Origin of the sequence: Bacillus sp. FSL K6-3154 (genome assembly GCF_040869395.1) — a bacterium.
In the GTDB taxonomy this organism is placed as follows: Bacteria; Bacillota; Bacilli; order Bacillales; family Bacillaceae; genus Bacillus; species Bacillus safensis.
Window position 1 is genome coordinate 2,784,005 of record NZ_CP152033.1, and the last position, 21,180, is coordinate 2,805,184.

17 protein-coding genes and 1 riboswitch are annotated in these 21,180 nt (G+C 42.5%); of the genes, 11 read left to right on the forward strand and 6 right to left on the reverse strand.

Annotated elements, in window-relative coordinates; genetic code table 11:
• Positions 1 to 12: 12 nt before the first annotated feature.
• Positions 13 to 1,389 carry an MATE family efflux transporter gene (locus MHH61_RS14280; RefSeq protein ID WP_125586527.1) on the reverse strand — a complete coding sequence of 459 codons (1,377 nt, stop codon included), beginning with the start codon at positions 1,387 to 1,389 and terminating at the stop codon, positions 13 to 15.
• A gap of 113 nt (positions 1,390 to 1,502) precedes the next feature.
• Between MHH61_RS14280 and MHH61_RS14285 the strand changes: the two genes are divergently transcribed.
• The 4 genes from MHH61_RS14285 to MHH61_RS14300 all read left to right on the forward strand — a co-directional run bounded on the left by MHH61_RS14285 (position 1,503) and on the right by MHH61_RS14300 (position 3,568).
• A complete protein-coding gene (locus MHH61_RS14285; RefSeq protein WP_024426517.1) occupies positions 1,503 to 2,369 on the forward strand; it encodes an AraC family transcriptional regulator in 867 nt (288 codons plus the stop codon).
• 14 nt (positions 2,370 to 2,383) lie between these two features.
• Complete coding sequence (locus MHH61_RS14290; protein ID WP_125586525.1) at positions 2,384 to 2,941, forward strand: GNAT family N-acetyltransferase; 558 nt, start codon at positions 2,384 to 2,386, stop codon at positions 2,939 to 2,941.
• 65 nt (positions 2,942 to 3,006) lie between these two features.
• Positions 3,007 to 3,276 carry a hypothetical protein gene (locus MHH61_RS14295; protein WP_039177697.1) on the forward strand — a complete coding sequence of 90 codons (270 nt, stop codon included), beginning with the start codon at positions 3,007 to 3,009 and terminating at the stop codon, positions 3,274 to 3,276.
• Positions 3,277 to 3,310: 34 nt separating this feature from the next.
• Positions 3,311 to 3,568 carry a hypothetical protein gene (locus tag MHH61_RS14300; protein ID WP_039177699.1) on the forward strand — a complete coding sequence of 86 codons (258 nt, stop codon included), beginning with the start codon at positions 3,311 to 3,313 and terminating at the stop codon, positions 3,566 to 3,568.
• Here the strand turns inward: MHH61_RS14300 and MHH61_RS14305 are convergent.
• Positions 3,563 to 4,099, reverse strand: coding sequence for a serine O-acetyltransferase (locus tag MHH61_RS14305; RefSeq protein ID WP_039177702.1), 537 nt, complete (start codon positions 4,097 to 4,099; stop codon positions 3,563 to 3,565). The two genes, MHH61_RS14300 and MHH61_RS14305, sit on opposite strands and share 6 nt — an antisense overlap.
• Before the next feature lie 387 nt (positions 4,100 to 4,486).
• Between MHH61_RS14305 and MHH61_RS14310 the strand changes: the two genes are divergently transcribed.
• From MHH61_RS14310 to MHH61_RS14335, 6 genes are read left to right on the forward strand one after another with little or no spacing between them, the layout of a single operon-like run.
• A complete protein-coding gene (locus tag MHH61_RS14310) occupies positions 4,487 to 5,833 on the forward strand; it encodes an aspartate aminotransferase family protein (RefSeq protein WP_024425084.1) in 1,347 nt (448 codons plus the stop codon).
• Positions 5,820 to 7,307, forward strand: coding sequence for an aspartate aminotransferase family protein (locus MHH61_RS14315; RefSeq protein WP_125586523.1), 1,488 nt, complete (start codon positions 5,820 to 5,822; stop codon positions 7,305 to 7,307). Before MHH61_RS14310 ends, MHH61_RS14315 begins: the two co-directional genes overlap by 14 nt.
• Positions 7,304 to 9,085, forward strand: a complete 1,782-nt coding sequence (locus tag MHH61_RS14320) for an IucA/IucC family siderophore biosynthesis protein (protein ID WP_125586521.1) — start codon at positions 7,304 to 7,306, stop codon at positions 9,083 to 9,085. Before MHH61_RS14315 ends, MHH61_RS14320 begins: the two co-directional genes overlap by 4 nt.
• Positions 9,082 to 9,636 (forward strand): GNAT family N-acetyltransferase, encoded by a 555-nt coding sequence (locus MHH61_RS14325; protein ID WP_024426511.1) that lies wholly within the window; start codon positions 9,082 to 9,084, stop codon positions 9,634 to 9,636. The genes MHH61_RS14320 and MHH61_RS14325 overlap by 4 nt, the downstream gene beginning before the upstream one ends.
• Complete coding sequence (locus tag MHH61_RS14330; protein WP_125586519.1) at positions 9,611 to 10,960, forward strand: lysine N(6)-hydroxylase/L-ornithine N(5)-oxygenase family protein; 1,350 nt, start codon at positions 9,611 to 9,613, stop codon at positions 10,958 to 10,960. The genes MHH61_RS14325 and MHH61_RS14330 overlap by 26 nt, the downstream gene beginning before the upstream one ends.
• A 13-nt stretch (positions 10,961 to 10,973) precedes the next feature.
• Complete coding sequence (locus MHH61_RS14335) at positions 10,974 to 12,788, forward strand: IucA/IucC family siderophore biosynthesis protein (protein ID WP_125586517.1); 1,815 nt, start codon at positions 10,974 to 10,976, stop codon at positions 12,786 to 12,788.
• A 43-nt stretch (positions 12,789 to 12,831) separates the two neighbouring features.
• Here MHH61_RS14335 and MHH61_RS14340 read toward each other — a convergent pair whose 3' ends face one another.
• The 4 genes from MHH61_RS14340 to MHH61_RS14355 all read right to left on the reverse strand — a co-directional run bounded on the left by MHH61_RS14340 (position 12,832) and on the right by MHH61_RS14355 (position 19,847).
• The gene (locus tag MHH61_RS14340) at positions 12,832 to 13,689 is read right to left on the reverse strand and encodes a GNAT family N-acetyltransferase (protein ID WP_070325692.1); all 858 of its coding nucleotides are present in this window, start codon (positions 13,687 to 13,689) and stop codon (positions 12,832 to 12,834) included.
• 134 nt (positions 13,690 to 13,823) lie between these two features.
• Positions 13,824 to 17,252, reverse strand: a complete 3,429-nt coding sequence (metH, locus tag MHH61_RS14345; protein ID WP_125586515.1) for a methionine synthase — start codon at positions 17,250 to 17,252, stop codon at positions 13,824 to 13,826.
• The gene (locus MHH61_RS14350) at positions 17,236 to 19,077 is read right to left on the reverse strand and encodes a bifunctional homocysteine S-methyltransferase/methylenetetrahydrofolate reductase (protein WP_047202326.1); all 1,842 of its coding nucleotides are present in this window, start codon (positions 19,075 to 19,077) and stop codon (positions 17,236 to 17,238) included. The genes metH and MHH61_RS14350 overlap by 17 nt, the downstream gene beginning before the upstream one ends.
• Positions 19,078 to 19,155: 78 nt before the next feature.
• A riboswitch (SAM riboswitch) is annotated at positions 19,156 to 19,274 on the reverse strand.
• Positions 19,275 to 19,355: 81 nt separating this feature from the next.
• A complete protein-coding gene (locus tag MHH61_RS14355; RefSeq protein ID WP_012009527.1) occupies positions 19,356 to 19,847 on the reverse strand; it encodes a YajQ family cyclic di-GMP-binding protein in 492 nt (163 codons plus the stop codon).
• A 237-nt stretch (positions 19,848 to 20,084) separates the two neighbouring features.
• Here MHH61_RS14355 and MHH61_RS14360 point away from each other — a divergent pair, with 237 nt between their 5' ends.
• The gene (locus tag MHH61_RS14360; protein WP_041089776.1) at positions 20,085 to 20,933 is read left to right on the forward strand and encodes a S1 RNA-binding domain-containing protein; all 849 of its coding nucleotides are present in this window, start codon (positions 20,085 to 20,087) and stop codon (positions 20,931 to 20,933) included.
• The last annotated feature ends 247 nt before the right edge of the window (positions 20,934 to 21,180 follow it).

Below are 21,180 nucleotides of genomic sequence, written 5' to 3' on the forward strand. Positions count from 1 at the left end.
CCCAGTCCTTTTTTATGTGGAAGAAAAGCGATACTCCGTCCATACTCTGGAATGCCAGCGCCTATACATGAAGATGCCTCTGACCCATTCATCCACGATAAAAGAAATCCAAACCCCAATGAGACCCATTTCAAGCTGAATGCCTAACAAGTAAGCGATCGGAAGCCCGATTCCCCACATTGATATCATCGCCATATACACTGGAAACTTCGCGTCACCAGCCGCCCGCAATGAATTAATAATGACCATATTAAAAGAGCGTCCCGGCTCTAATATGATCGTCAATAGGAGAAGTGTGGCGGCGATTTGAATGATTTCATGATTGCTAGTGAAAAAGGTAAGCAAATGCGTCGATGATAAAGATAAAGCAGTGGAAGAAAGAAGAGAGATCCCAATGGCCCAGTATAAGCTTTTCATACATCTGCGGTAGGCAGCATCAAATTCTTTCGCTCCAATATGGCGTCCGATTAAAATCTGTGTCCCTTGGCTAATCGCTGCACCAAACAACATAATGAACATCATCAAATTTTGAGTGTAGACCTTTGCTGCTAAAGCCTGCGTCCCCATAAATGTAATAAACAGGGTAATGATCATTTGAGAGCCGTTATAAGAAAGCTGCTCTCCAGCAGAAGGAATGCCAATTTTCAGCAGCTTTTTTAAATGCGTCCGCTGAATGTGAAACATACTCTTCAGCGAAAAGCGCAATCCAATGCGGCGGCGGACAATGAGGATCATCGCCATCAATCCGATCAATCGAGCGAGCGAGGTTGAAAAGGCAACACCCATGACACCTAATACCGGAAAGCCAAACGGACCAAAAATGACCAAATAATTCCCGGCAACGTTGAGCAAATTCATTCCGATGGTGACATACATCGTGTCTCTTGTATATCCGTAGCTTTTTAAAATAGCACTATACGTCATAATGAGTGCTTGAATAAAAGAAAGCAGGCCGACAATTTGTAAAAAGACCGCCGCATCCGGCATGAGTTCACTTGATAAGCCCATCATGTGCAGGATTGGAACAGCTAACACAAACATAAGGAGACTAATGACAAAGCTGATCAAGAAGTTGGTTCCTAGTGAGACATAGGCGACTTGAGTCGCTTCCTGCTTGCGGTCAGCTCCTAAAAGCTGCGCAATCACAATGGTCGTTCCTGTTGTAATGAAGCTGAACATGACAATTAATAAATTCAGGAGCTGGTTGCTTACACCTACTGCGGCCACACTGTTATCGGAGTATTGGCTGAGCATAAGTGTATCAGCGCTCCCCATGAGCATATATAAAGAGATTTCGATAAAAATAGGCCAAGTTAATGCAAATAATGAAGGGTGTGTTTTCTCATCTTTTGCTTGAACCTTTTCATATGACAGGGTTTGAGATTTCATCACATAGCCCCCTTTCGTATAAATCCGATTTATAGTGTACCGTGCATCGACTATAATAAGAAGAGACGAAACCGAAACTTATTGGAGAAATCCGACTTCATAAGGGGATGAATATGGATCGATTTATTACATTTACTGTACCGCCGTTTCCTACTTATATTGCATCAGGTAAAGGGGTATTTCATCAAGGAGAAAGACATATCTCAAGAACCTTCACTGTATTTGATCTGCTCTATGTCACAAAAGGTGAACTATGGATGACAGAGGGCGAGGAGGCTTTTCATGTAAAAGAAGGTGAATATACGATTCTCTCACCGGGCCTGTCTCATGGTGGACATCTGCCATGTGAAGAGGAAACCCACTATGAATGGCTGCATTTCTCAATTGATCGATTTGAGCTGACGAACCGGCTGAGAGAACATTGGATTGATATGAAACAAAATCAAGCTACCTTTGAAAAGCCGGCAACCTATGAATTTAGTCTGCCCCGTTTAGGAAAAGTGAAAGGACGAAGTGTGTTAGAAAAACACCTTTCAGCGATGAGAGCACTAAATCATGGTGCATCTGAACTTCCGCTGAAAAAACAGCTTCTATTTGAGGAACTGCTCATTCACCTGCAAAAGGAAGCATTCCATATTCCAAGTGCAAAGGAGACCGTCGCATCAGAAGTGGTTCATTATCTTGAGCATCATTTTATGGAGAAATTACACATGGAGCAGCTTGCAGAGAAACTGCACTATCATCCTGACTACATGACAAGATGTATGCAGACGGTATATGGATTGACGCCAAACCAGTACAGCCATCGTCTCAAAATCGAAAAAGCCAAAAGCATGCTGGCCTCAACGAATGAAAAAATCGCTGCTATTGCAGATCATGTAGGGATTGACGACCCTACTTATTTTTCTAAGCTGTTTCGGCAAAATGAAGGCATGACGCCGATCGAGTACCGTCATTTAGCAAAAAGAACGACAAAGTAAAGGAACGTGAACAGATGAAAAGTGAAAAGGAAGAGCTTGTGAACATACGTCCATTAACCGAAACGGACTTAGAGACGGTGTGGCATTTAAAATTTAAAGCATCAGACCAGTCCTATAGAAAATGGAATGCCCCTTATTTTTATGAACACGAAATCCCGCTTTCTGCATTTAAGAAACGTTACTTACAGGATGAATCCATTCCCCAAAAGCTATATGGTATTGAAATAGACGGTGATATCAAAGGTACCGTATCATATTATTGGGAGAATGAACGTACACGGTGGCTTGAATGCGGCATTGTCATTTATGACTCACGCTTTTGGAGCGGGGGCGTTGGGACAAAGGCATTAAATCTATGGATTGATGTATTATTTACGCATATTGATATCCCTCGAATTGGTCTAACCACTTGGTCAGGGAATGAACGGATGATGCGGTGCGCAGAGAAATGCGGATTTGTCCTTGAGGGGAGACTGAGAAAGGTCCGTTATTATCAAGGAGAGTATTATGATTCGATGCGCTACGGAATGCTGAGAGAAGAATGGCGAAGCCTCCCGCGCAATATCCTCTGAATCATTATTTTTTAGGAAAAAAGAATCATATAATGAAATAAACTGAAGAAGGGTGGCAGAAGAATGTGGGCTGGATAACTGGATGGTTTGTTTCTATTCTAGTCGCAATCTATCTATTGATAGATGCACCAAAACATGGGAAAAATAAATGGTTATGGTCTATTTTAGGTCTTTTATTCGGGCTCTTTGCATTTGGGATATACCTCATCAAAACAGGAAGAAAAGGATTGGGCTGGACAGTTCTGATCGTGTCCATCATCATCTATTCTATTGTTATGCTAGTCTATGTTTTTTACTTCCTGTTGCTGATCATCGGATACTCAAACGCATCATAGAGAGCGCGTATACATAATAAGGGGGAGTTTAATCTTGAGAATAACGGGTCTATTCGTTTCACTTGCTGTTGCTATCTATTTATGGTTTGATGCGCCAAAGCATCACAAAGACAAATGGCTGTGGGCCATTTTAGGCGTGCTTTTTAGTACCATCGTACTCGGTATTTATTTGATCAAGACAGAGAGGAAGGGGCTGGGCTGGACGATCTTGATTTTAACCATCTTGTTTTATCTCATGCTGCTCATCTCTGTTTTAATCGGTGTAATTCTTTTTTATCAGGCGCCTTCATGAAGAAGGGCCTTTTTCTTTTACCTTTTGAGCCGGCACACCAGCAATAACGATCTCCTCTTCATGAAAGGAATGATTCACCACGGCATTTGCTCCAATTGAGATATGATTTGCGATATAAATGTCTCCAAACAGCTTAGCACCGGGCCCAATCCATACGTGATCTCCAATGGTTGGTACATCCTTTTCGGAATGGTTTTGACCAATATTCACCCCTTGATGAATATCACAAAATGCCCCAATTTTTGCGTGCTTATTCACAATTAAGAGGCCAGTATGATTGATTCTAAGGCCGGGGCCAAAGACGCCAATCGGGATATCAAAGCCAAGCTGCATCCCTTTCTTTTTATGTAAATAGCGGTAAAACCATTTGCGCAATGTAGCACCGCTATTAGAATAGTATTCATATTTTCGTAAATACCTTTGATATTTCCATATATCGTCCCCAAACCATTTTGGCCTTCTGCGCGTGATAGCTAATGCTTTCTTATCCTGCGTTAAGTAATGGTGAAGATCTTGCTTTGTTAAAATCATCAAAATTCCCCTCTCCATCCCCTTATGTTTCAGAGAAATTATACCATCCAAACCATTTATATCAAGAAAAAATAGTGTGATTTCTTCAATTTTCTACCTTCATTTCATCCAAATTTCTGCATAAAATGAGTGCTTTGAATTGAATAGAACAAATGAACCAGGAAGAATGATTTGTAATTTTTTTCAATATCAAATCGTCTCATGCGTTCCATCTCCTTATGGCAGTAAGGTTTGTAAAAATTACTCGAAAATACTCATTAAAAAGAGAAAATTGCATTCATATGCTTTTTGAATCATCTTTTTGAATACAATTGACTTTCCTATCTCACATCCTCTAGGCTAATAAATGAAAATGATAATCTTTATCAATTGGAGGAGTGTTTTATTATGTCCATCAAAACCGTTTCTAAAAATCAGCAATTTTTAGAGCAGCAAAGTCAAAGAGAATCTAATGCAAGGTCTTACCCGAGACGGTTCCCATTAGCCATGCAAAAAGCCGAGGGTATGATCGTGACAGATGCAGATGGCAGAGAGTTTTATGACTGTCTGGCAGGCGCAGGAACACTTGCACTTGGTCACAATCATCCGGTTGTTATAGAAGCTATTGAACGTATGCTACATGAAAAAAGACCATTGCATACGTTGGACATAACCTCAGAAATTAAAGAAGAGTTTGTGAATGAAATTTTTTCTCACCTGCCAGAAGAGTTTGCAAAGAGAGCGAAAATTCAATTTTGTGGACCAACTGGCGGTGATGCCATAGAAGCTGCGATTAAATTAGTCAAGACAGCGACAGGTAATCGTTCCATTCTTTCTTTCCACGGTGCTTATCACGGTGCGACACATGGCACGATGTCATTAAGTGGAAATTTGTCTCCAAAGGAAAGAGTGCAAGGGTTAATTCCAGATGTGCATTTCATGCCTTATCCATATGAATATCGCTGCCCATTTGGTATTGGCGGGAAAGATTCACACCGTATTTCCAGTTCTTATATTGAGCGTGTATTAAATGATCCTGAAAGTGGTATTCTTCCGCCAGCAGGTATGATCTTTGAAGCTGTGCAAGGTGAGGGAGGCTCAATTCCAGCATCTATTGAATGGATAAAAGAAATGAGAAGAATCACAAAAGAAAAAGGCATTCCGCTCATTATCGATGAGGTTCAATCAGGCATTGGTCGAACAGGTAAGATGTTTGCCTTTGAACATGCAGGAATTGTGCCAGACGTTATTGTATTATCTAAAGCCATTGGTGGAAGCCTGCCGCTTTCAGTTGTGATTTATGATCAAGATTTGGATCAATGGAATCCAGGTGCACACATTGGCACATTTAGAGGAAATCAAATGGCGATGGCTGCAGGAACTGCTACGCTTAAATTTATAAAAGAAACCAATCTGCTGGATCATGTAGACCAGTTAGGGAATCGCATGCAGGCTTATTTAAAAGACATTCAAAAAAATGTACCTGCTATCGGTGATGTTCGAGGAAGAGGATTAATGATTGGTGCTGAAATTGTCAATCCAAATGAAAAGCAGGATGTGGATGGAAGTTATCCAGCAAATCCTGAGCTAGCAAGTCTCATTCAAAAGAATTGCTTCGACAAAGGCTTAATTGTAGAGACAGGAGGCCGTTTCGGTAGCGTCATTCGATTCTTACCGCCATTGATCATGACAGAAGAACAGCTTGAACAAGTCATCGCCATTTTCAAAGAGGCCGTTTACGATGCAATCAACTAAAGCTTCTGTGGATTCATTATTTATCAATCAAAGCCAGCTTGGAAGAGAGTCCTTCCGAGCGGCTCTTCATACATCTATCGACAGCTTACTGGATCAGTGGCAAAAAGACCAAGGACCATACAGCGGAATATTGCCTGGGAAATTAGCGGCTAGTGTCGAATCCTTATTTCAGTTTCAACCGTCTGGCGAATCAATGGAATCTGTTTTTCAAGATATAAAGCAGCATCTTTTGCCGCATCTTGTTGATGTATCGCATCCTAAATGCTTGGCACATTTGCATTGCCCGCCGCTCATACCTGCTCTTGCCGCAGAGGTGATGGTAAGCTCCTTTAACCAATCAATGGATTCCTTCGATCAAAGCGGTATTGCATCTTTGGTTGAGGAGGAAACTTTAAAGTGGCTATGTGCGAAGTTTTCTTATGGAAATCTAGCAGATGGGACATTTACGAGCGGTGGCACCCAATCTAACTACATGGGACTGCTGCTTGCAAGAGATGCATTTTGTGAAAACACATGGCAATGGAATGTTCAGCAGAAAGGCTTGCCGAGTGAGGCTCACCGCATGAGAATTCTTTGCTCTAAGAATGCTCACTTCACTGTGAAAAAATCTGCATCACAGCTAGGCTTAGGGGAGCAGGCAGTTGTTCTAGTAGAGACAGATGAGCATCACCGCATGGACCTCAACGATTTGAAGAAGAAACTTGTTGAGTTAAAGGAACAGGATCTCCTGCCTTTTGCGGTAGTGGCGACTTGCGGGACAACTGATTTTGGCAGTATTGACCCGGTTCGAGAGGTGTATGACATCGTCAAGCCATATGGTCTGTGGATTCATGCAGATGCTGCCTATGGTGGAGCGCTTGTATTAAGTGAAAACTACCGAGATAAATTAGACGGTGTTGAGCTTGCTGATTCCATCACGATTGACTTTCATAAACAATTTTATCAGCCGATCTCTTGCGGGGCATTTTTGCTGAAGGATAAGAGACATTTCGGCTTGATCAATTATCATGCAGATTATCTTAATCCAAAAGAAGATGAACTGGATGGAATACTACATCTTGTCCATAAATCTGTCCAAACGACGCGCCGGTTCGACGCACTGAAATTGCTTCTTTCTCTTCGTCTGATTGGGGAGGAAGGGTTTGGTGACATTATTGACCATACCATTGATTTTGCGAAGGATGTGGCTGCGCTTATCGAGAGAAATGATCACCTTGAAGTGATCAATCCTGAACCAGAAATCAATGCAGTTGTGTTTCGATTTAAGGGGGCGGATGACATCAATAAAATCATCCATCGAACGTTATTCAAATCAGGAACTGCTGTCATTGCGAAAACAGTGGTGGATGGTCAAACATGCTTAAAATTCACTTTGTTAAATCCGAGAACGACAATCACACATATTGAGGAAATCCTTTCTGACATCGTTGATATCGGGATCGCTCATATTCAATCCGGGAGGGTACTACGTTGAGTCAATATAAACTAATGGCTGAAAATGCAACTATGCAAAGCTTTTTAAACTGTTTTTTACGTGAAACAGGAATCGACCGATCTGCAAAAAAAGAGACGAAAGCAGATGGTTCGCTTGTATTCGTGGCAAAACTAGCAAAGCAAGACCTTGAGCTTGTGATTCCGATCCGATATTTTTCATCTGTAGGCCGCCATCTCTTTGATTTTCCGATTCGCTTTCGTCCAAGTGGCAGCGAAAAAGAGGGAACGGTCGTCGATTACACGACACTTGTTGCATTATGTTCAAAGGAGCTTCTCATTGCATATGGCCGCACAGATGCAGAGGATGAATTCATGCTTCGCATCATTTTAAGCTGCCGAAATATTGAACGATTTTTACGGGAGAGAGAAAGTGATCAAGCTGCTTTATCTCAAGCTGATTTTGAGTACATCGAGGCTGAGCAGTCACTTCTCCTTGGACATTTAACACATCCTACACCAAAAAGCAGACAAGGGATGACAGAAGAGGAGGAAGCCGTCTATTCTCCTGAGCTGAAAGGAGCTTTCCAGCTTCATTACTTTAAAGCGCACCATTCGATTGTGCTACAGGATTCGTCTATTTCACAATCTGCGGCAAGCCTCATGTTAGAAGAGCTTTCGCGTCAGGTGCCAGAAGAAACAGAGAGGCTGAATAGGTTAACAGAAAACGGAGAATATGTGCTCATTCCGATTCATCCGCTGCAAGTCAAAGTGGTCATGGAGAAGACATTCGTGAAGCGTTATATAGAGGAGGGGAAACTGACTTATTTAGGACCGCTCGGGTCTGAATACACAGCGACCTCATCCTTTAGAACGGTCTATCAAAAGGATTCTGCTTACATGCTCAAATTCTCTGTTCCTGTGAAAATTACAAACTCGTTACGCATCAATAAACAAAAGGAACTGGATCGAGGAGTAGAGATGTCCCGCATCTTAAAAACAGAATTAGGCGTTTCTTTATATGAAAAATTCTCTGGATTCCGGGTCATTGAAGATCCTGCATATCTCTCTATTCGAGGAGATGAAGCGGAATCTGGCTTTGAAGTGGTCATTCGTCAAAATCCATTCTTGCATCGTGAAAAAGGCGCAAGCTTAATTGCTGGGCTGTGTCAGGATCATGCGTATGGAGGAAAATCGAGATTAGCAGGAATTATTCATAAACTTGCAGGCGCAGAAGGCAGGTCAACAGAAGCGGTCAGCCAAGATTGGTTTAAACAATATTTGACTATTTCGTTAAAGCCGATGCTCTGGCTGTTTGAAACGTATGGTCTTGCACTAGAGGCCCATCAGCAAAATGCTGTTGTGCAAATGAAGGATGGTTATCCAGAGACCTTCTATTACCGTGACAACCAAGGCTACTATTATAGTGAATCGAAAAAGGATAAGCTCGCGAATCTAGTTCAAAACTTGAGCGTAAGAAGTGAAACCATTTGTGCGGATGAAGTAGCCGTTGAGAGACTTCGTTATTATTTCTTCTTTAATCATTTATTTGGTCTCATTAATGGCTTTGGCACGGAAGGCCTTGCAAAGGAAGAAGATTTGCTGGCACTTGTGAGAGATACATTACTCGCTCATGAGGAGACATACGGAGCATCTGATCTGACTAACAGCCTTCTCCGCTCAAAAGAACTTCCTTCAAAAGCGAATTTGCTGACACGATTTGAAGATATGGATGAGCTGACCGGATCTCTGGAAACACAATCTCGTTACACGGCTGTCTTGAATCCGCTCTTTTTACATAAGGAGGCGCTGATTGGATGAGGCATCGTATTAGGTTTATTCGTGCTGAATATGAAAGAGATGTCCAGCTTGTCCATAAGTGGATGCAAGAAGAGTACGTTCACCCATTTTGGCATTTGAATATTCCGTTTCCTGCTTTTGAAAAGCATTTTTATCAGGCCATACATGATCCGCATCAAACCCTTTATTTAGGCACGATTGATGGGACCCCAATGAGTTATTTTGAGGCTTACAACGTGAAAGGGGATATCATTGAATCCTACTATGAGCCTTCTCCGCATGATCAAGGCATCCACCTGTTAATAGGGGAGCCGGATTATGTGGGAAAAGGATTTGCTGCGCCGCTCCTTCAGGCAATGACAGCATTTCAATTTGAGCAGAACAAACGAACAGAAAAAATCGTTGCTGAGCCGGATATTCGCAATGAAAAAATGATTCATGTATTTGAAAAATGCGGCTTCGAACGTGTAAAACCAGTCACATTACCGGATAAAACAGGTCTTTTGATGTTTTGTGATCGAGAACGATTCGAAAGGAAGTATAACCATGACGCGGTTCAACAAGCAAAATAATATAGTGGATGTAATTGGGATCGGCATTGGCCCGTTTAACCTGGGGCTTGCCGCATTATCTGAAGAGGTAAATGAAATCGACGCTTTGTTTTTTGAAAGAAGTGAAGCCTTTCACTGGCACCCAGGGATGCTCATTGAAGGGACGACACTGCAAGTCCCATTTTTAGCGGACCTTGTCAGCATGGCAGATGTGAAAAGCAAATATAGCTTTCTCAACTATTTGCAGGAACAAAACCGTTTGTATTCATTTTACTTTCTAGAGGACTTCCATATCCCGCGCAAGGAATACAGTCATTATTGCCGCTGGGTCGCTGACCAGTTAGACTCTTGCCGATTTGGCATGAACGTCGAATCTGTCTCACTGATTGAAAAGGCAGGGGAAAAGCGGTATGAAGTGCATGTCCGTCATGTAAAGGACCAAACTGTAGAGGTGTTTGAAAGCAAACATCTTGTCTTAGGAATTGGCACGCAGCCGGCGGTACCCGCATCGCTCCAGCCAGCTTTAGGAGAGAAGCTTTTTCACTCAGCTGACTATTTAAAACGAAAAAAAGAAGGCTGTTTCAAAGGGAAATCTGTCACAGTTATCGGCTCTGGTCAAAGTGCGGCAGAAGTGTTTTATGACATTTTATCAGATGATGAGGCAAAGGATATTCACTGGTTTACACGATCAAAAGGATTTTTCCCAATGGAATATTCAAACCTTGGACTTGAGTATTTCTCCCCTGACTACATTGATTTCTTTTATGAGCTTCCGCAAGCCAAAAAGGATGCGTTATTAAAACAGCAAGACTTGCTTTATAAAGGTATCAGTTCGGCGATGATTCGTGATATTTATCATTTGCTTTATGAACGTTCTGCCTGCGGAAACCAGCTGAACACAGTGCTTCAAGCCATGACAGAGGTCAACTTAATTGAGGAAATAGCGGGCGGGTTATCACTTTCATGCACGCAATGGGTCAAGGAAGAATCCTTTACACATGAGACGGATATTGTCGTATTGGCGACTGGCTACCAATCCGTTCTGCCGCCATTTATCAACCCTATTTCTCATCACATTCAATGGGATGATCAAGGGAGATTCCAAGTTGAACGTGAATATCGTTTGAAAACAAATACGATGGGTGAAAATGATATTTTTGTACAAAATGCAGAGCTTCATACTCATGGGGTCGGCGCACCAGATTTGGGGCTGGGGGCTTATCGAAACAGTGTGATCATCAATGAACTTGCTCGTCAAACTGTGTATCCACTTTATCAAAAGCACGTCTTCCAGACATTCGGTACACACAAGAACGCACACACATTTGAAGAAATGAAAGGATAAGGAGGATGAAGCGATGAGTGTACAAGATGAATTGAAAAAAGCGGTGAATCCTGCTGCTTGGAAAAAGGCAAACCAGCGAATGGTGGCTAAAATGCTGTCTGAATATATGTATGAGGACATGCTTCATCCTGTTGAGCTGGATTGTAAGGATGGCATCGCGCAGTATGAATTAACCATTCACGAACATAAGAAATATCGTTATCTGGCAAAACCTCGGTTGTTTGATAGTTTTGATACAATCGCTGAATCAATTGAGTGCTGTCAAGATGGAAAATGGTCAAAGGATGTCAGTGCCATTGTGTTTTTACTAGACATTCAGCCGATCATCCCAATGTCCTCTGACACAACAGGCCATCTTATCAAAGAGCTTCACCATACTTTGTTAGCTGATGTCCATTTGCTGTCGAAAAAAGCACTTCGTGCGGATGAACTGACAGATACGGATTATGCATGGATTGAAGGAGAAATGACAGGCCATCCTTGGATTGTGTATAACAAAGGACGTATAGGATTCAGCTATGATGATTACTTAGCCTATGCACCAGAACGGCAGGAATGTGTGCAGCTGTCTTGGATTGCTGTACATAGAGAGCTTGCGACATTCCATGCAGTCGATCATGAAAACTATGAGCAGGTGATCGCCAAAGAATTAGATGAAGTCACGATTCGTCAATTTCAGCGTGTGTTAAAGGATGAAGGACTGAATGCAGCTGACTATTATATGATGCCTGTTCATCAGTGGCAGTGGACGCATATGATTATTCAGCATTTCCCTGAAGATTTGGCCTTGCGCCGGATTGTGTATTTGGGAGAGGGGCTGGATCAATATATCCCGCAGCAGTCGATCAGAACCTTTACAAATATCTCAAATAAAGACAAGCATCATATTAAACTGCCAATGAGTATTTTAAATACGCTCGTGTACCGTGGACTCCCATCAGAACGTACGGTCATTGCCCCGCGCATTACAGCGCATATTAAAGGGATTGCCGATCAAGACTCATTTTTATCTGATGTGTGCCGCGTCATTTTACCAGGTGAAAATGCAAGTATCAATGTCGATCATCCATACTACAGCAAACTGCCTGGTGCGCCGTATCAATATCTTGAGATGCTCGGTGTCATTTTTAGAGAAAGCATTTATACGTACTTAGAAGAAGGGGAGAGCCCTGTTACACTTGCGGCACTTACTTACGAGGATCATGAAGGTGAGCCGTATATCAAGCAGCTGATTGAAAAATCAGGTCTCTCAGCAAAAGAATGGATGGCGAAGTTCTTCCATGTCGTGATGCCGCCGCTGCTGCACTTTATGTATCAATACGGCACAGTCTTTTCACCGCATGGGCAAAATACAATTCTTGTGTTAAAAAATCATCAGCCGCATCGTTTGGCGATCAAAGATTTCGTTGATGATGTGAATATAAGTGACCAGCCGCTGCCTGAATTAGCTTCATTAGAAGAAGATTTAAAAGAAGTGCTGCGCAGTGAGCCGCCAGAAGGTCTAGTACAATTTATCTTTACAGGATTATTTATTTGCAATCTGCGTTATGTATCCAACGTATTAGACAATCACAATCTGTTAGATGAAACGACTCTTTGGCGTTTGCTTGCGGAAGAAATTCAGCAGTATCAAAAGCAATTTCCGCAGCTAAAAGACCGTTTTGAATTATTTGATCTATTCCAGCCGAAGCTGACAAAGCTTTGCTTAAATCGTAATCGAATGATTGATTATGGCTATGGAGATGGAGATGACCGCCCGCATGCATCAGAGCATGGGAAGGTCACAAATGCACTCGCTCATGTTCTTTCGTCAGTTGGGGAGAAGTAATAGAAAAGCTGTAGACATTAAGTGTCTACAGCTTGTTTGTTTTTTAAGAAAATGCTTGAGAGGCAAGAAAATAGAAAAGGGCGGGATCATTTAGTTTTTCTTTCCCGCGAATCATCATAAAATGGGCTACGTTTGTTTTCGTAAATCCTGCTTCAACAAGTGTTTCATGCAGGCGTTCAGCAGTTTCTTCCTGCATATCTAAACGAATTGCCCCTGAATAAGACGAGATGAGTGATTGGATGAGCGAGAGAGCGGTTTGTTCATCGTTTGCTGTAAGCGGTCCAATCATTAGATTAGCAGGGGTTTCGATGCCAAATGCAAATCCAGTTGTTTCATGATGCTCATTCTTTGCGATCAGCCGGAACGATGCTCGTTCCATTCGCTTTCTTATAAAGCTTGATCGATTGGTGCCTGCACCTTTTTCGTCAAGTGCTTCAATAGACGGAAGGTCCGCTTCATCAGCAGGAGAAAGGTGAATCCCGCCTGACACACGAAAAGCCGATGGATTCGTAGTCTGTGCTTTGTATGTATGAATATAGCCGGCCGTTTGAAATCCGATTTTTTCGTAAACGGGCTGTCCTTGTACAGTAGCAGTTAAAACGACAGGAACACTTTGATCGCTCCGGCGAAGCAGGGTGTCAATCATTTTCCGCGCAAGGCCTAAGCCGCGATGCGTCTCAGATACAATAACGGCACCAATTGATGCTGCTTTATCATATTGGAAAAGTCCCGCACATGAGATCACTTGTCCATCTGTTGTTGAAAAACCTGTAAAATATCCGTTTGTTAAAAGAGATGTAAGCTCATCCTCATTGTAATCAGGCCAGTCGACCTCTTTTGACAATGCGATAAGATCGGGTATGTCATCAAGTGTTAAAGTTCGTTGTACAACGTTTTCCAATACACGCAACTCCTTCTTAGCTGATTTCATCTATATGTATCGTACCATATGAAGACATAAGAAAAAGGAAAAGGAAGATCCTTTTCCTCTCAGCGTGTATGAAAAAAGAACCCCCAATGACGGAGGTTCTAGTCTTAATGAACATTAAAATATCGAGCTTCAGGGTGGGAAACGACGATCGCAGAAACAGATGCTTCAGGTTCCATCATGAATCCTTCTGTCAGATGGATGCCGATTTTTTCAGGCTGAAGCAGCTTGAATAGCTTTTCCTGGTCCTCAAGATTTGGACACGCTGGATAACCAAAGGAATAGCGCTGCCCTTGATATTTCGCTTGGAATCGCTTTTCCATTGTAAAATCGACAGGGTCAGGGAATCCCCATTTGTCACGAATCACTTGGTGAGTTCTTTCAGCTAATCCTTCTGCAAGTTCAAGTGCCAGAGCTTGGACAGCATGCATTTTTAAATAATCTCCTTCCTGCTTAAATTGCTGCGCGACTTCACGTATACGCGCGCCGGCTGTGACGGCGAATAAGGCAATATAATCTTTCTCGTTTTCATCACTTTTCCGTACATAATCAGAAATAGAGCGGTACGGGAGCTTCTCCTGCCTTGGAAATTGGAACGTTTCAATGATGCGGTCAGGTTCTTCGGGATCATAAATATGCAAATCATTTCCGTCTGAACTGGCAGGGAAGAATTGATACACAAATGCTGGCGCAAACCAGTTTTTCTCTCTGCCTTCGTTTAGAAGATCTGTGACAAGCTGTTTTAATTCCAATGCTTTTGGGTGCTGTTCAGCTAATAAGGTTTTGACCTTTCCCTTTAAACCGAGATGATGACCAATGAGCATTTGTTCATTCACATATGGCATAATATGATGCAAATCGATGTCCCTCACATAATGGCGTGTGGTATTTTCTGGTGTAAATACCGGTGCTTGCGGGAGAGATGCGCGTTTTTCTAGTAATTCAATGACAGCTTTCGGCTGCTTTCCTTCTTTTTCCTTGATAGGTGCCGCTGGCTCTTCTGGCGGCTTTGTTTGAAATTGGAGTGGATTTGCTTTTAACTCATTGGCTAATGACAGTCCGTCCATAGCATCTTTTGCATAAAGAACAGGCCCATCATAATGAGGCGAAATTTTCATCTTTGTAAATTTACGAGAAAGGGCAGCACCGCCGACCAAAATAGGAACAGAAATGTTTGCTTTTTGTAAATCCTGAGCGGTTAGTACCATTTGCTGTGCGGACTTTACAAGTAATCCTGATAATCCAATCATATCTGGTTTTTCCTTTTGCACAGCTTCAATCAATGTTTGAGGAGTCACCTTGATGCCGAGGTCGACCACTTGAAAGCCATTATTGCTCAAAATGATGTCAACGAGGTTTTTCCCGATATCATGGACATCTCCTTTTACAGTCGCAAGCAGAATCTTTCCTTTCCCGCTTGCATGCTGCTTTTCCATATATTGCTCAAGAAACGAAACAGATGCTTTCATGACCTCTGCCGATTGGAGTACCTCGGCTACGATCAGTTCGTTTTGATTAAAAAGACGACCAACTTCAGCCATTCCCTGCATTAACGGGCCATTGATGATATGAAGCGGCGATTCATAATGCTCCAAAGCAAGGGATAGATCATCGATGAGACCTTCTTTCGTTCCCTCGACGACGTAGAGCGCCAGCCTTTCATCAAGTGATAAGGACACCTTTGGTTTTTTCTCCGTTTTCTTTTTACCGCGATAAAATTGGGTGAATTCAGCCAGTGTTTGATCATTTGTTTCATAAAGCAAGGTTTCAGCTAGTTTGATTTCTTCCTTTGGAATGGAAGCGAAGCGTTCAAGCTTTTCTGTATTCACGATGGCATAGTCAAGCCCTGCTTGCACGCAGTGATACAAATAGACGGCGTTTAAGATTTCTCTGCCAACAGGCGGAAGTCCGAAAGATACGTTGCTGATGCCTAAAATGGTGAGGCACTCAGGCAGGGTTTCCTTGATCATTTTAATGCCTTTGATCGTTTCTTCAGCGGCGCCAATATATTGCTCGTCTCCAGTGCCTACGGGAAAGACAAGCGGATCAAAAATGATGTCACTTGCAGGAATTCCATATCTCTTCGTTAACAAATCATGCGAACGTATAGCAATTTCAAGCTTTCGTTCTGCTGTCACAGCCATTCCTATTTCATCAATTGTGCCAACAACAAGTGCACCGCCATATAGCTTCACAAGAGGTAGAATCTCTTCAAAACGTTCCACGCCATCCTCAAGATTAATAGAATTGATGATGGCTTTCCCTTGAGAATAGGTGAGTGCCTTTTCAATCACGTGTTTATCCGTTGAATCAATGACAAAAGGAGCTTTCACCTTTTTCATGGCTTCTTGTAAAAAGCCTTCCATGTCTGCTGCCTCATCACGGTCTGGATCAGCCAGACACACATCAACGACGTGAGCGCCATTTTTCACCTGAGCACGAGCAATTTCTGCTGCTTCTTCAAACTTTTGTTCCGCAATGAGCCGTTTGAATTTGCGAGAACCAATGACATTGGTCCGTTCACCTACAAAAAGAGGACGCATTGAATCCTCATAAATAAGGGGCTCAATTCCTGATACGGTATGCTGCGGTGATTCGCGAGTGATATGACGCGGCTGAATCGTGCGTACTTCATCTGACAATGCTTGAATATGTGCAGGTGTCGTTCCGCAACAGCCGCCGACAATATTTAACCAGCCTTCCTTAGCAAAGGCGGCGATTTTTTTAGCAAGAGAAGCAGGGGATTCATGATATTGGCCTTCTTCATCTGGGAGACCAGCATTCGGATAGCAGCTCACCGCTGACTTTGCGATGGAGGAGAGCGTGCGGATGTGGTCTGTCATAAATTCTGGACCAGTCGCACAGTTCAGGCCCACACTGATGGGTTTCATATGCTCAAGAGAGATATAAAAGGCTTCGATATCCTGACCTGCAAGGGTGGTGCCCATTGGTTCAATCGTACCTGATACCATGAGTGGTAATTGAATGCCTGCCTTCTGAAAGGCTTCCTGAATTCCTTTGAAACCAGCTTTTACATTCAGCATGTCTTGGCTTGTTTCTAAAAGAAGGGCATCACACTTTCCGTCAATTAGAGCGCGGGCTTGTTCTTCATAGTTTCTGACGAGCTCACTGAAGGTTGTGCCGCCTGTTACAGATAATGTTTTCGTTGTTGGGCCCATTGCGCCTACAACAAAACGAGGCTTTTCGGGTGTGGAGAAACGGTCAGCTTCTGCCTTTGCCAGCTGCGCAGCTCGAACATTGAGTTCATAAGCAAGGTGGCCAAGCCCATATTCATCAAGAACGAGCTTTGTCGCACCGAACGTATTTGTTTCAATGAGATCGGCACTTGCTTCGAGGTATTCCCTATGGATCGCACGGATGATGTGAGGGGCTGTCATATTCAAATACTCGTTACAGCCCTCATACTCTTCTCCGCCAAAGTCCTCTGCTGTCAGGTTGGCGTTTTGAATCATTGTGCCCATTGCACCATCAAGGACGAGGATGCGTTTCTTGAGCTGTTCAGTGATAGTTGACATGGATGTTAGACTCCTTTTCTTTCTGATGGATGTAGGTGGTCAGTTCTGCTGTTAAATCTGATCGAAGGAAAGGAGTAATTAAATAAATGCCATTAAACAATTCGCAGGCTGTATCTAATAAAGAGCGGGCAATCGCTAAACCTTCTGCTCGTTGCTTTTCTTTATCCTCGCCAGCCTTAGCCATAATGTCACGAATAGAATCAGATAATTTGATGCCGGGAATTTCATGATGAATAAACTCTGCATTTCGGCTGCTTGTTAACGGCATAATGCCGATGTAAATTGGTTTATCCAAGTGGCGGCTTTCCTCATGAATTTTCACAAGTTGTTCTTCAGAATAAACAGGCTGTGAAATAAAATAATCAGCGCCGTATTCGATTTTTTTCTCAAGACGTTTGACCGCTTTATCAATATGACGCACATTTGGGTTAAACGCGCCAGCCACTGAAAAATTGGTCTTTTTGCCAAGAGGTTTTCCTGAGAAAGAAAGGCCTTCATTAAATTGCTTGATGAGACGAATCAAATCAAAGGAGGTTAAATCATATACAGATGTTGCACCTGGGAAGTCTCCAATTTTAGATGGATCGCCTGTGATCGCTAAAATATCGGTTAATCCAAGAGTGTCGAGCCCCATTAAATGGGATTGTAGCCCTATCAAATTACGGTCGCGGCATGTGATATGAACAAGAGAACGCATATCAAGCTGCTGCTTTAATAATGCGCCGCAAGCGACATTGCTAATGCGCGGAGTCGCAAGAGAATTATCGGCTAAAGTCAACGCATCAATGCCAGCATTCTTTAATTCATTTGCAGCAACGAGAAATTTTTCGAAGTTCAGCTTCTTCGGTGGATCGAGCTCTACGATAATCGATCGTTTTTTCACAGCCAGCTCATCAAGACCTGGTTCAGTGCGCTGATCTTGGATGGAAATGATTTCTTCTTTTAACACTTTCACTTCTTTTTCAGTGATCGGTGCTAAACCTTTGACCGCTTCAGCCATTGCGCTAATATGCTGAGGTGTTGTTCCACAGCAGCCTCCGATAATGCGTGCACCCTGATTTCTAAATTCAAGTGCACTTTTCCGGAAATAATCGTTATCTGTATCATAGACGAGTCTGCCTTCTTCAAGAGAGGGGAGACTGCTGTTAGGATAGACAGATAAATGCGAATTTTCTAAAAGTGGAACGCCTTCGAGTGCCTGAATCATGTGATAAGGGCCCAGCCTGCAGTTGATGCCGACGACATCTGCACCAAGAGATGATAACTCAGATAAACCATCCTTCAGCGGGGTACCATCCTGCAAAACGCCTTGTTCATGCATAGAGACATTCATGACAATCGGGAGAGTCGTTTCTTTGCGAGCAATTTGGAGAACAGCCTTCGCTTCTTCTATGTCATAATACGTTTCAAGCAATAATCCGTCAGGCTCTTCATTTAATAGGATGTACAGCTGCTCTCTAAAGCTTCGTTTGATTTCTTCTATAGAGTAGGCATTTTTGTTAAACGTTCGAATGCCGCCAATTGTTCCGAGAACATAAGCAGAGCCAGCGGCTGCTTTTGCAATTTGTACCGCTTTTGTATTGATGCGTTTCGTTTCTTCCTCTAAGCCGTAGCGGGATAGTTTAATATAATTCGCACCGTATGTGTTCGTTTGGATGATGTCAGCGCCTGCCTGCACATATGCTTCGTGCACGCGTTTCACTTCATCCTCTTTCGATAAATTTAATTCTTCAAAACAGCGGTCAATGCCGTAAGAGTATAAAAGTGTTCCCATCGCTCCATCAGCTATCAGCACGCGATTTTGTAAGTCTTGTAATAGGCCCATTGTATTCCTCCTTATTTCTATGTAACAAAAAAAGCCTTCTGATAAGAAGAAGACTTTTTGGCTGTATCGTAATTCTTCTCCTTATCTTCCAAGCAGTTGCTTGCTGGATTTAGCACCTTGGTCATAGAAAATAGATTTCTACTACACCGGTTGCTGAGGCTTCACAGGGCCAGTCCCTCTGCCTCTCTTGATAAGAAAGCAATATGAACATTTCAATGAATTGAACTTCCATCAACTGTAACGAAAAATGCAGAAATAATCAATGGAAAATTTGAAATTTATCGAAAATTTATAAATTGGACATCAATCGGCAAATCAGCCTTACGCATAAGAGAAATAACCTCTTGTAAATCATCTTTATTTTTCCCTGTCACACGCACTTGGTCATCCTGAAATTGTGATTTCACTTTGATGCCAGACTGCTTGATGAGTGCGTTGATCTTTTTAGCGTTGTCTTGATCAATCCCGCTGATCAGCTTCGCACGCTGGCGTACTGTACCGCCAAGAGCATGCTCGGTTTTTCCGTAATCGATGTTTTTAGTTGGCACATTTCGTTTGATCAGCTTTGTCACAAGTACATCTTTTAGCTGCTCAAGCTTGAAGTCATCATCAGAAATGAGAACAAGTTCTTCTTTTTCGAGAGAAATATCACTTTTACTTCCTTTAAAATCATAACGGTTTTTAATTTCTTTCAGCGCTGCTTGAACAGCGTTTTGCACCTCAGGCAGTTCGACCTTCGATACAATGTCAAATGAGCTTTCTTTTGCCATCACACATGACCTCCAAGTATTGATATTGCGTCTATTTTATCATGCCAATAGGCGAAGAAGAAACTTTATCGAAGAGATGAGGCAAAGAGTTCAGCCGGCTGCGGTATAAATCGTGACCAGTTTGTCCACTTTAGCTAACAGAACTAGAGATGTTCATGCGGGGAGAAGTATAGTAGAATAAAGTGAATCAAAAGATGAACGAACGCTCTTTTATGGGCAGATAGGAAGGAAGAGAACATGAGACCAGGTGAGCAACTGACCTTGCAAATAGAGAACGAAATGGAATACGGCTACTTTTTGACAGATGGTGAAGATTCGGTCCTCTTACACCGCAGTGAAATGACAGAGGATCTTGATGACCGAGATGAAGTAGAGGTCTATTTATATGTAGATCATGAAGAAAGACTCGCTGCCACAATGAAAATTCCTACAATTAACGCACATACATATGGCTGGGTAGAAGTTGTAGACGTGGTAGAAGACATGGGCGCATTTGTCGATGTTGGACTGTCAAAGGATGCACTTGTGGCAACAGAACACCTCCCGCCATTTGAGGAAGCATGGCCTAAAAAAGGAGACAAACTCTACTGTATGCTGAAAGTCACAAGTTACGGCAGAATGTTCGCAAAACCAGCCACAGAAGACGTGATCAGTGAATTGTTTACTGAGGCACCAGAAACCTTAATGAACAAAGAAATTACTGGAACAATCTATCGTTTAATTGCGACAGGTTCTTTTATGCTGACAGATACAGGCGTGCGAGGGTTTATTCACCGCACGGAACGAAAGGAAGAGCCAAGACTAGGATCGACCGTTACAGGACGCGTTATTGCAGTGAAAGAGGATGGAACCGTGAACGTTTCTCTGCTTCCTAGAAAACAGGATGCATTATCTGTCGATGCAGAAGAAATTTTAACCTATATGAGAACAAGAAACGGCGCCATGCCTTACGGAGACAAAAGTGATCCAGAGGATATCCGCGAAAGATTTCAAATGAGCAAAGCAGCCTTTAAACGAGCACTAGGTCATCTGATGAAAAATGATCTCGTTTATCAAAAAGAAGGCTGGACATACGAGAAAAAGTGAGCATTTGCTCACTTCAGCGTGCAGACAAACCCTCGCATTCGGTGTCAGTCCTGCGTGCCGGTGCTCACGAATGTCAAATTCGCTCCGCTCCGGTACTCGTCCCTCCTAGGGCTGCAAAGGTTTTCAGGTCACGCTGAAAAGAAGACAAAGTTCTAAAATAAAGTTTATTTTAGCCCTTTGTCAATGATCTAAAAGTGAGCATTTGCTCACTTTTTTATTTTTGTCTTAAATAATGGATTTTTTCTAT

What these genes read in the sequence shown, in the direction of transcription:
- metH (WP_125586515.1), bottom strand. Translation starts at nt 17,252, where the DNA reads ATGTCAACTATCACTGAACAGCTCAAGAAACGCATCCTCGTCCTTGAT.
- MHH61_RS14330 (WP_125586519.1), top strand. Translation starts at nt 9,611, where the DNA reads ATGACGCGGTTCAACAAGCAAAATAATATAGTGGATGTAATTGGGATC.
- MHH61_RS14290 (WP_125586525.1), top strand. Translation starts at nt 2,384, where the DNA reads ATGAAAAGTGAAAAGGAAGAGCTTGTGAACATACGTCCATTAACCGAA.
- MHH61_RS14325 (WP_024426511.1), top strand. Translation starts at nt 9,082, where the DNA reads ATGAGGCATCGTATTAGGTTTATTCGTGCTGAATATGAAAGAGATGTC.
- MHH61_RS14305 (WP_039177702.1), bottom strand. Translation starts at nt 4,099, where the DNA reads ATGATTTTAACAAAGCAAGATCTTCACCATTACTTAACGCAGGATAAG.
- MHH61_RS14310 (WP_024425084.1), top strand. Translation starts at nt 4,487, where the DNA reads ATGTCCATCAAAACCGTTTCTAAAAATCAGCAATTTTTAGAGCAGCAA.
- MHH61_RS14280 (WP_125586527.1), bottom strand. Translation starts at nt 1,389, where the DNA reads ATGAAATCTCAAACCCTGTCATATGAAAAGGTTCAAGCAAAAGATGAG.
- MHH61_RS14360 (WP_041089776.1), top strand. Translation starts at nt 20,085, where the DNA reads ATGAGACCAGGTGAGCAACTGACCTTGCAAATAGAGAACGAAATGGAA.
- MHH61_RS14285 (WP_024426517.1), top strand. Translation starts at nt 1,503, where the DNA reads ATGGATCGATTTATTACATTTACTGTACCGCCGTTTCCTACTTATATT.
- MHH61_RS14355 (WP_012009527.1), bottom strand. Translation starts at nt 19,847, where the DNA reads ATGGCAAAAGAAAGCTCATTTGACATTGTATCGAAGGTCGAACTGCCT.
- MHH61_RS14350 (WP_047202326.1), bottom strand. Translation starts at nt 19,077, where the DNA reads ATGGGCCTATTACAAGACTTACAAAATCGCGTGCTGATAGCTGATGGA.
- MHH61_RS14315 (WP_125586523.1), top strand. Translation starts at nt 5,820, where the DNA reads ATGCAATCAACTAAAGCTTCTGTGGATTCATTATTTATCAATCAAAGC.
- MHH61_RS14335 (WP_125586517.1), top strand. Translation starts at nt 10,974, where the DNA reads ATGAGTGTACAAGATGAATTGAAAAAAGCGGTGAATCCTGCTGCTTGG.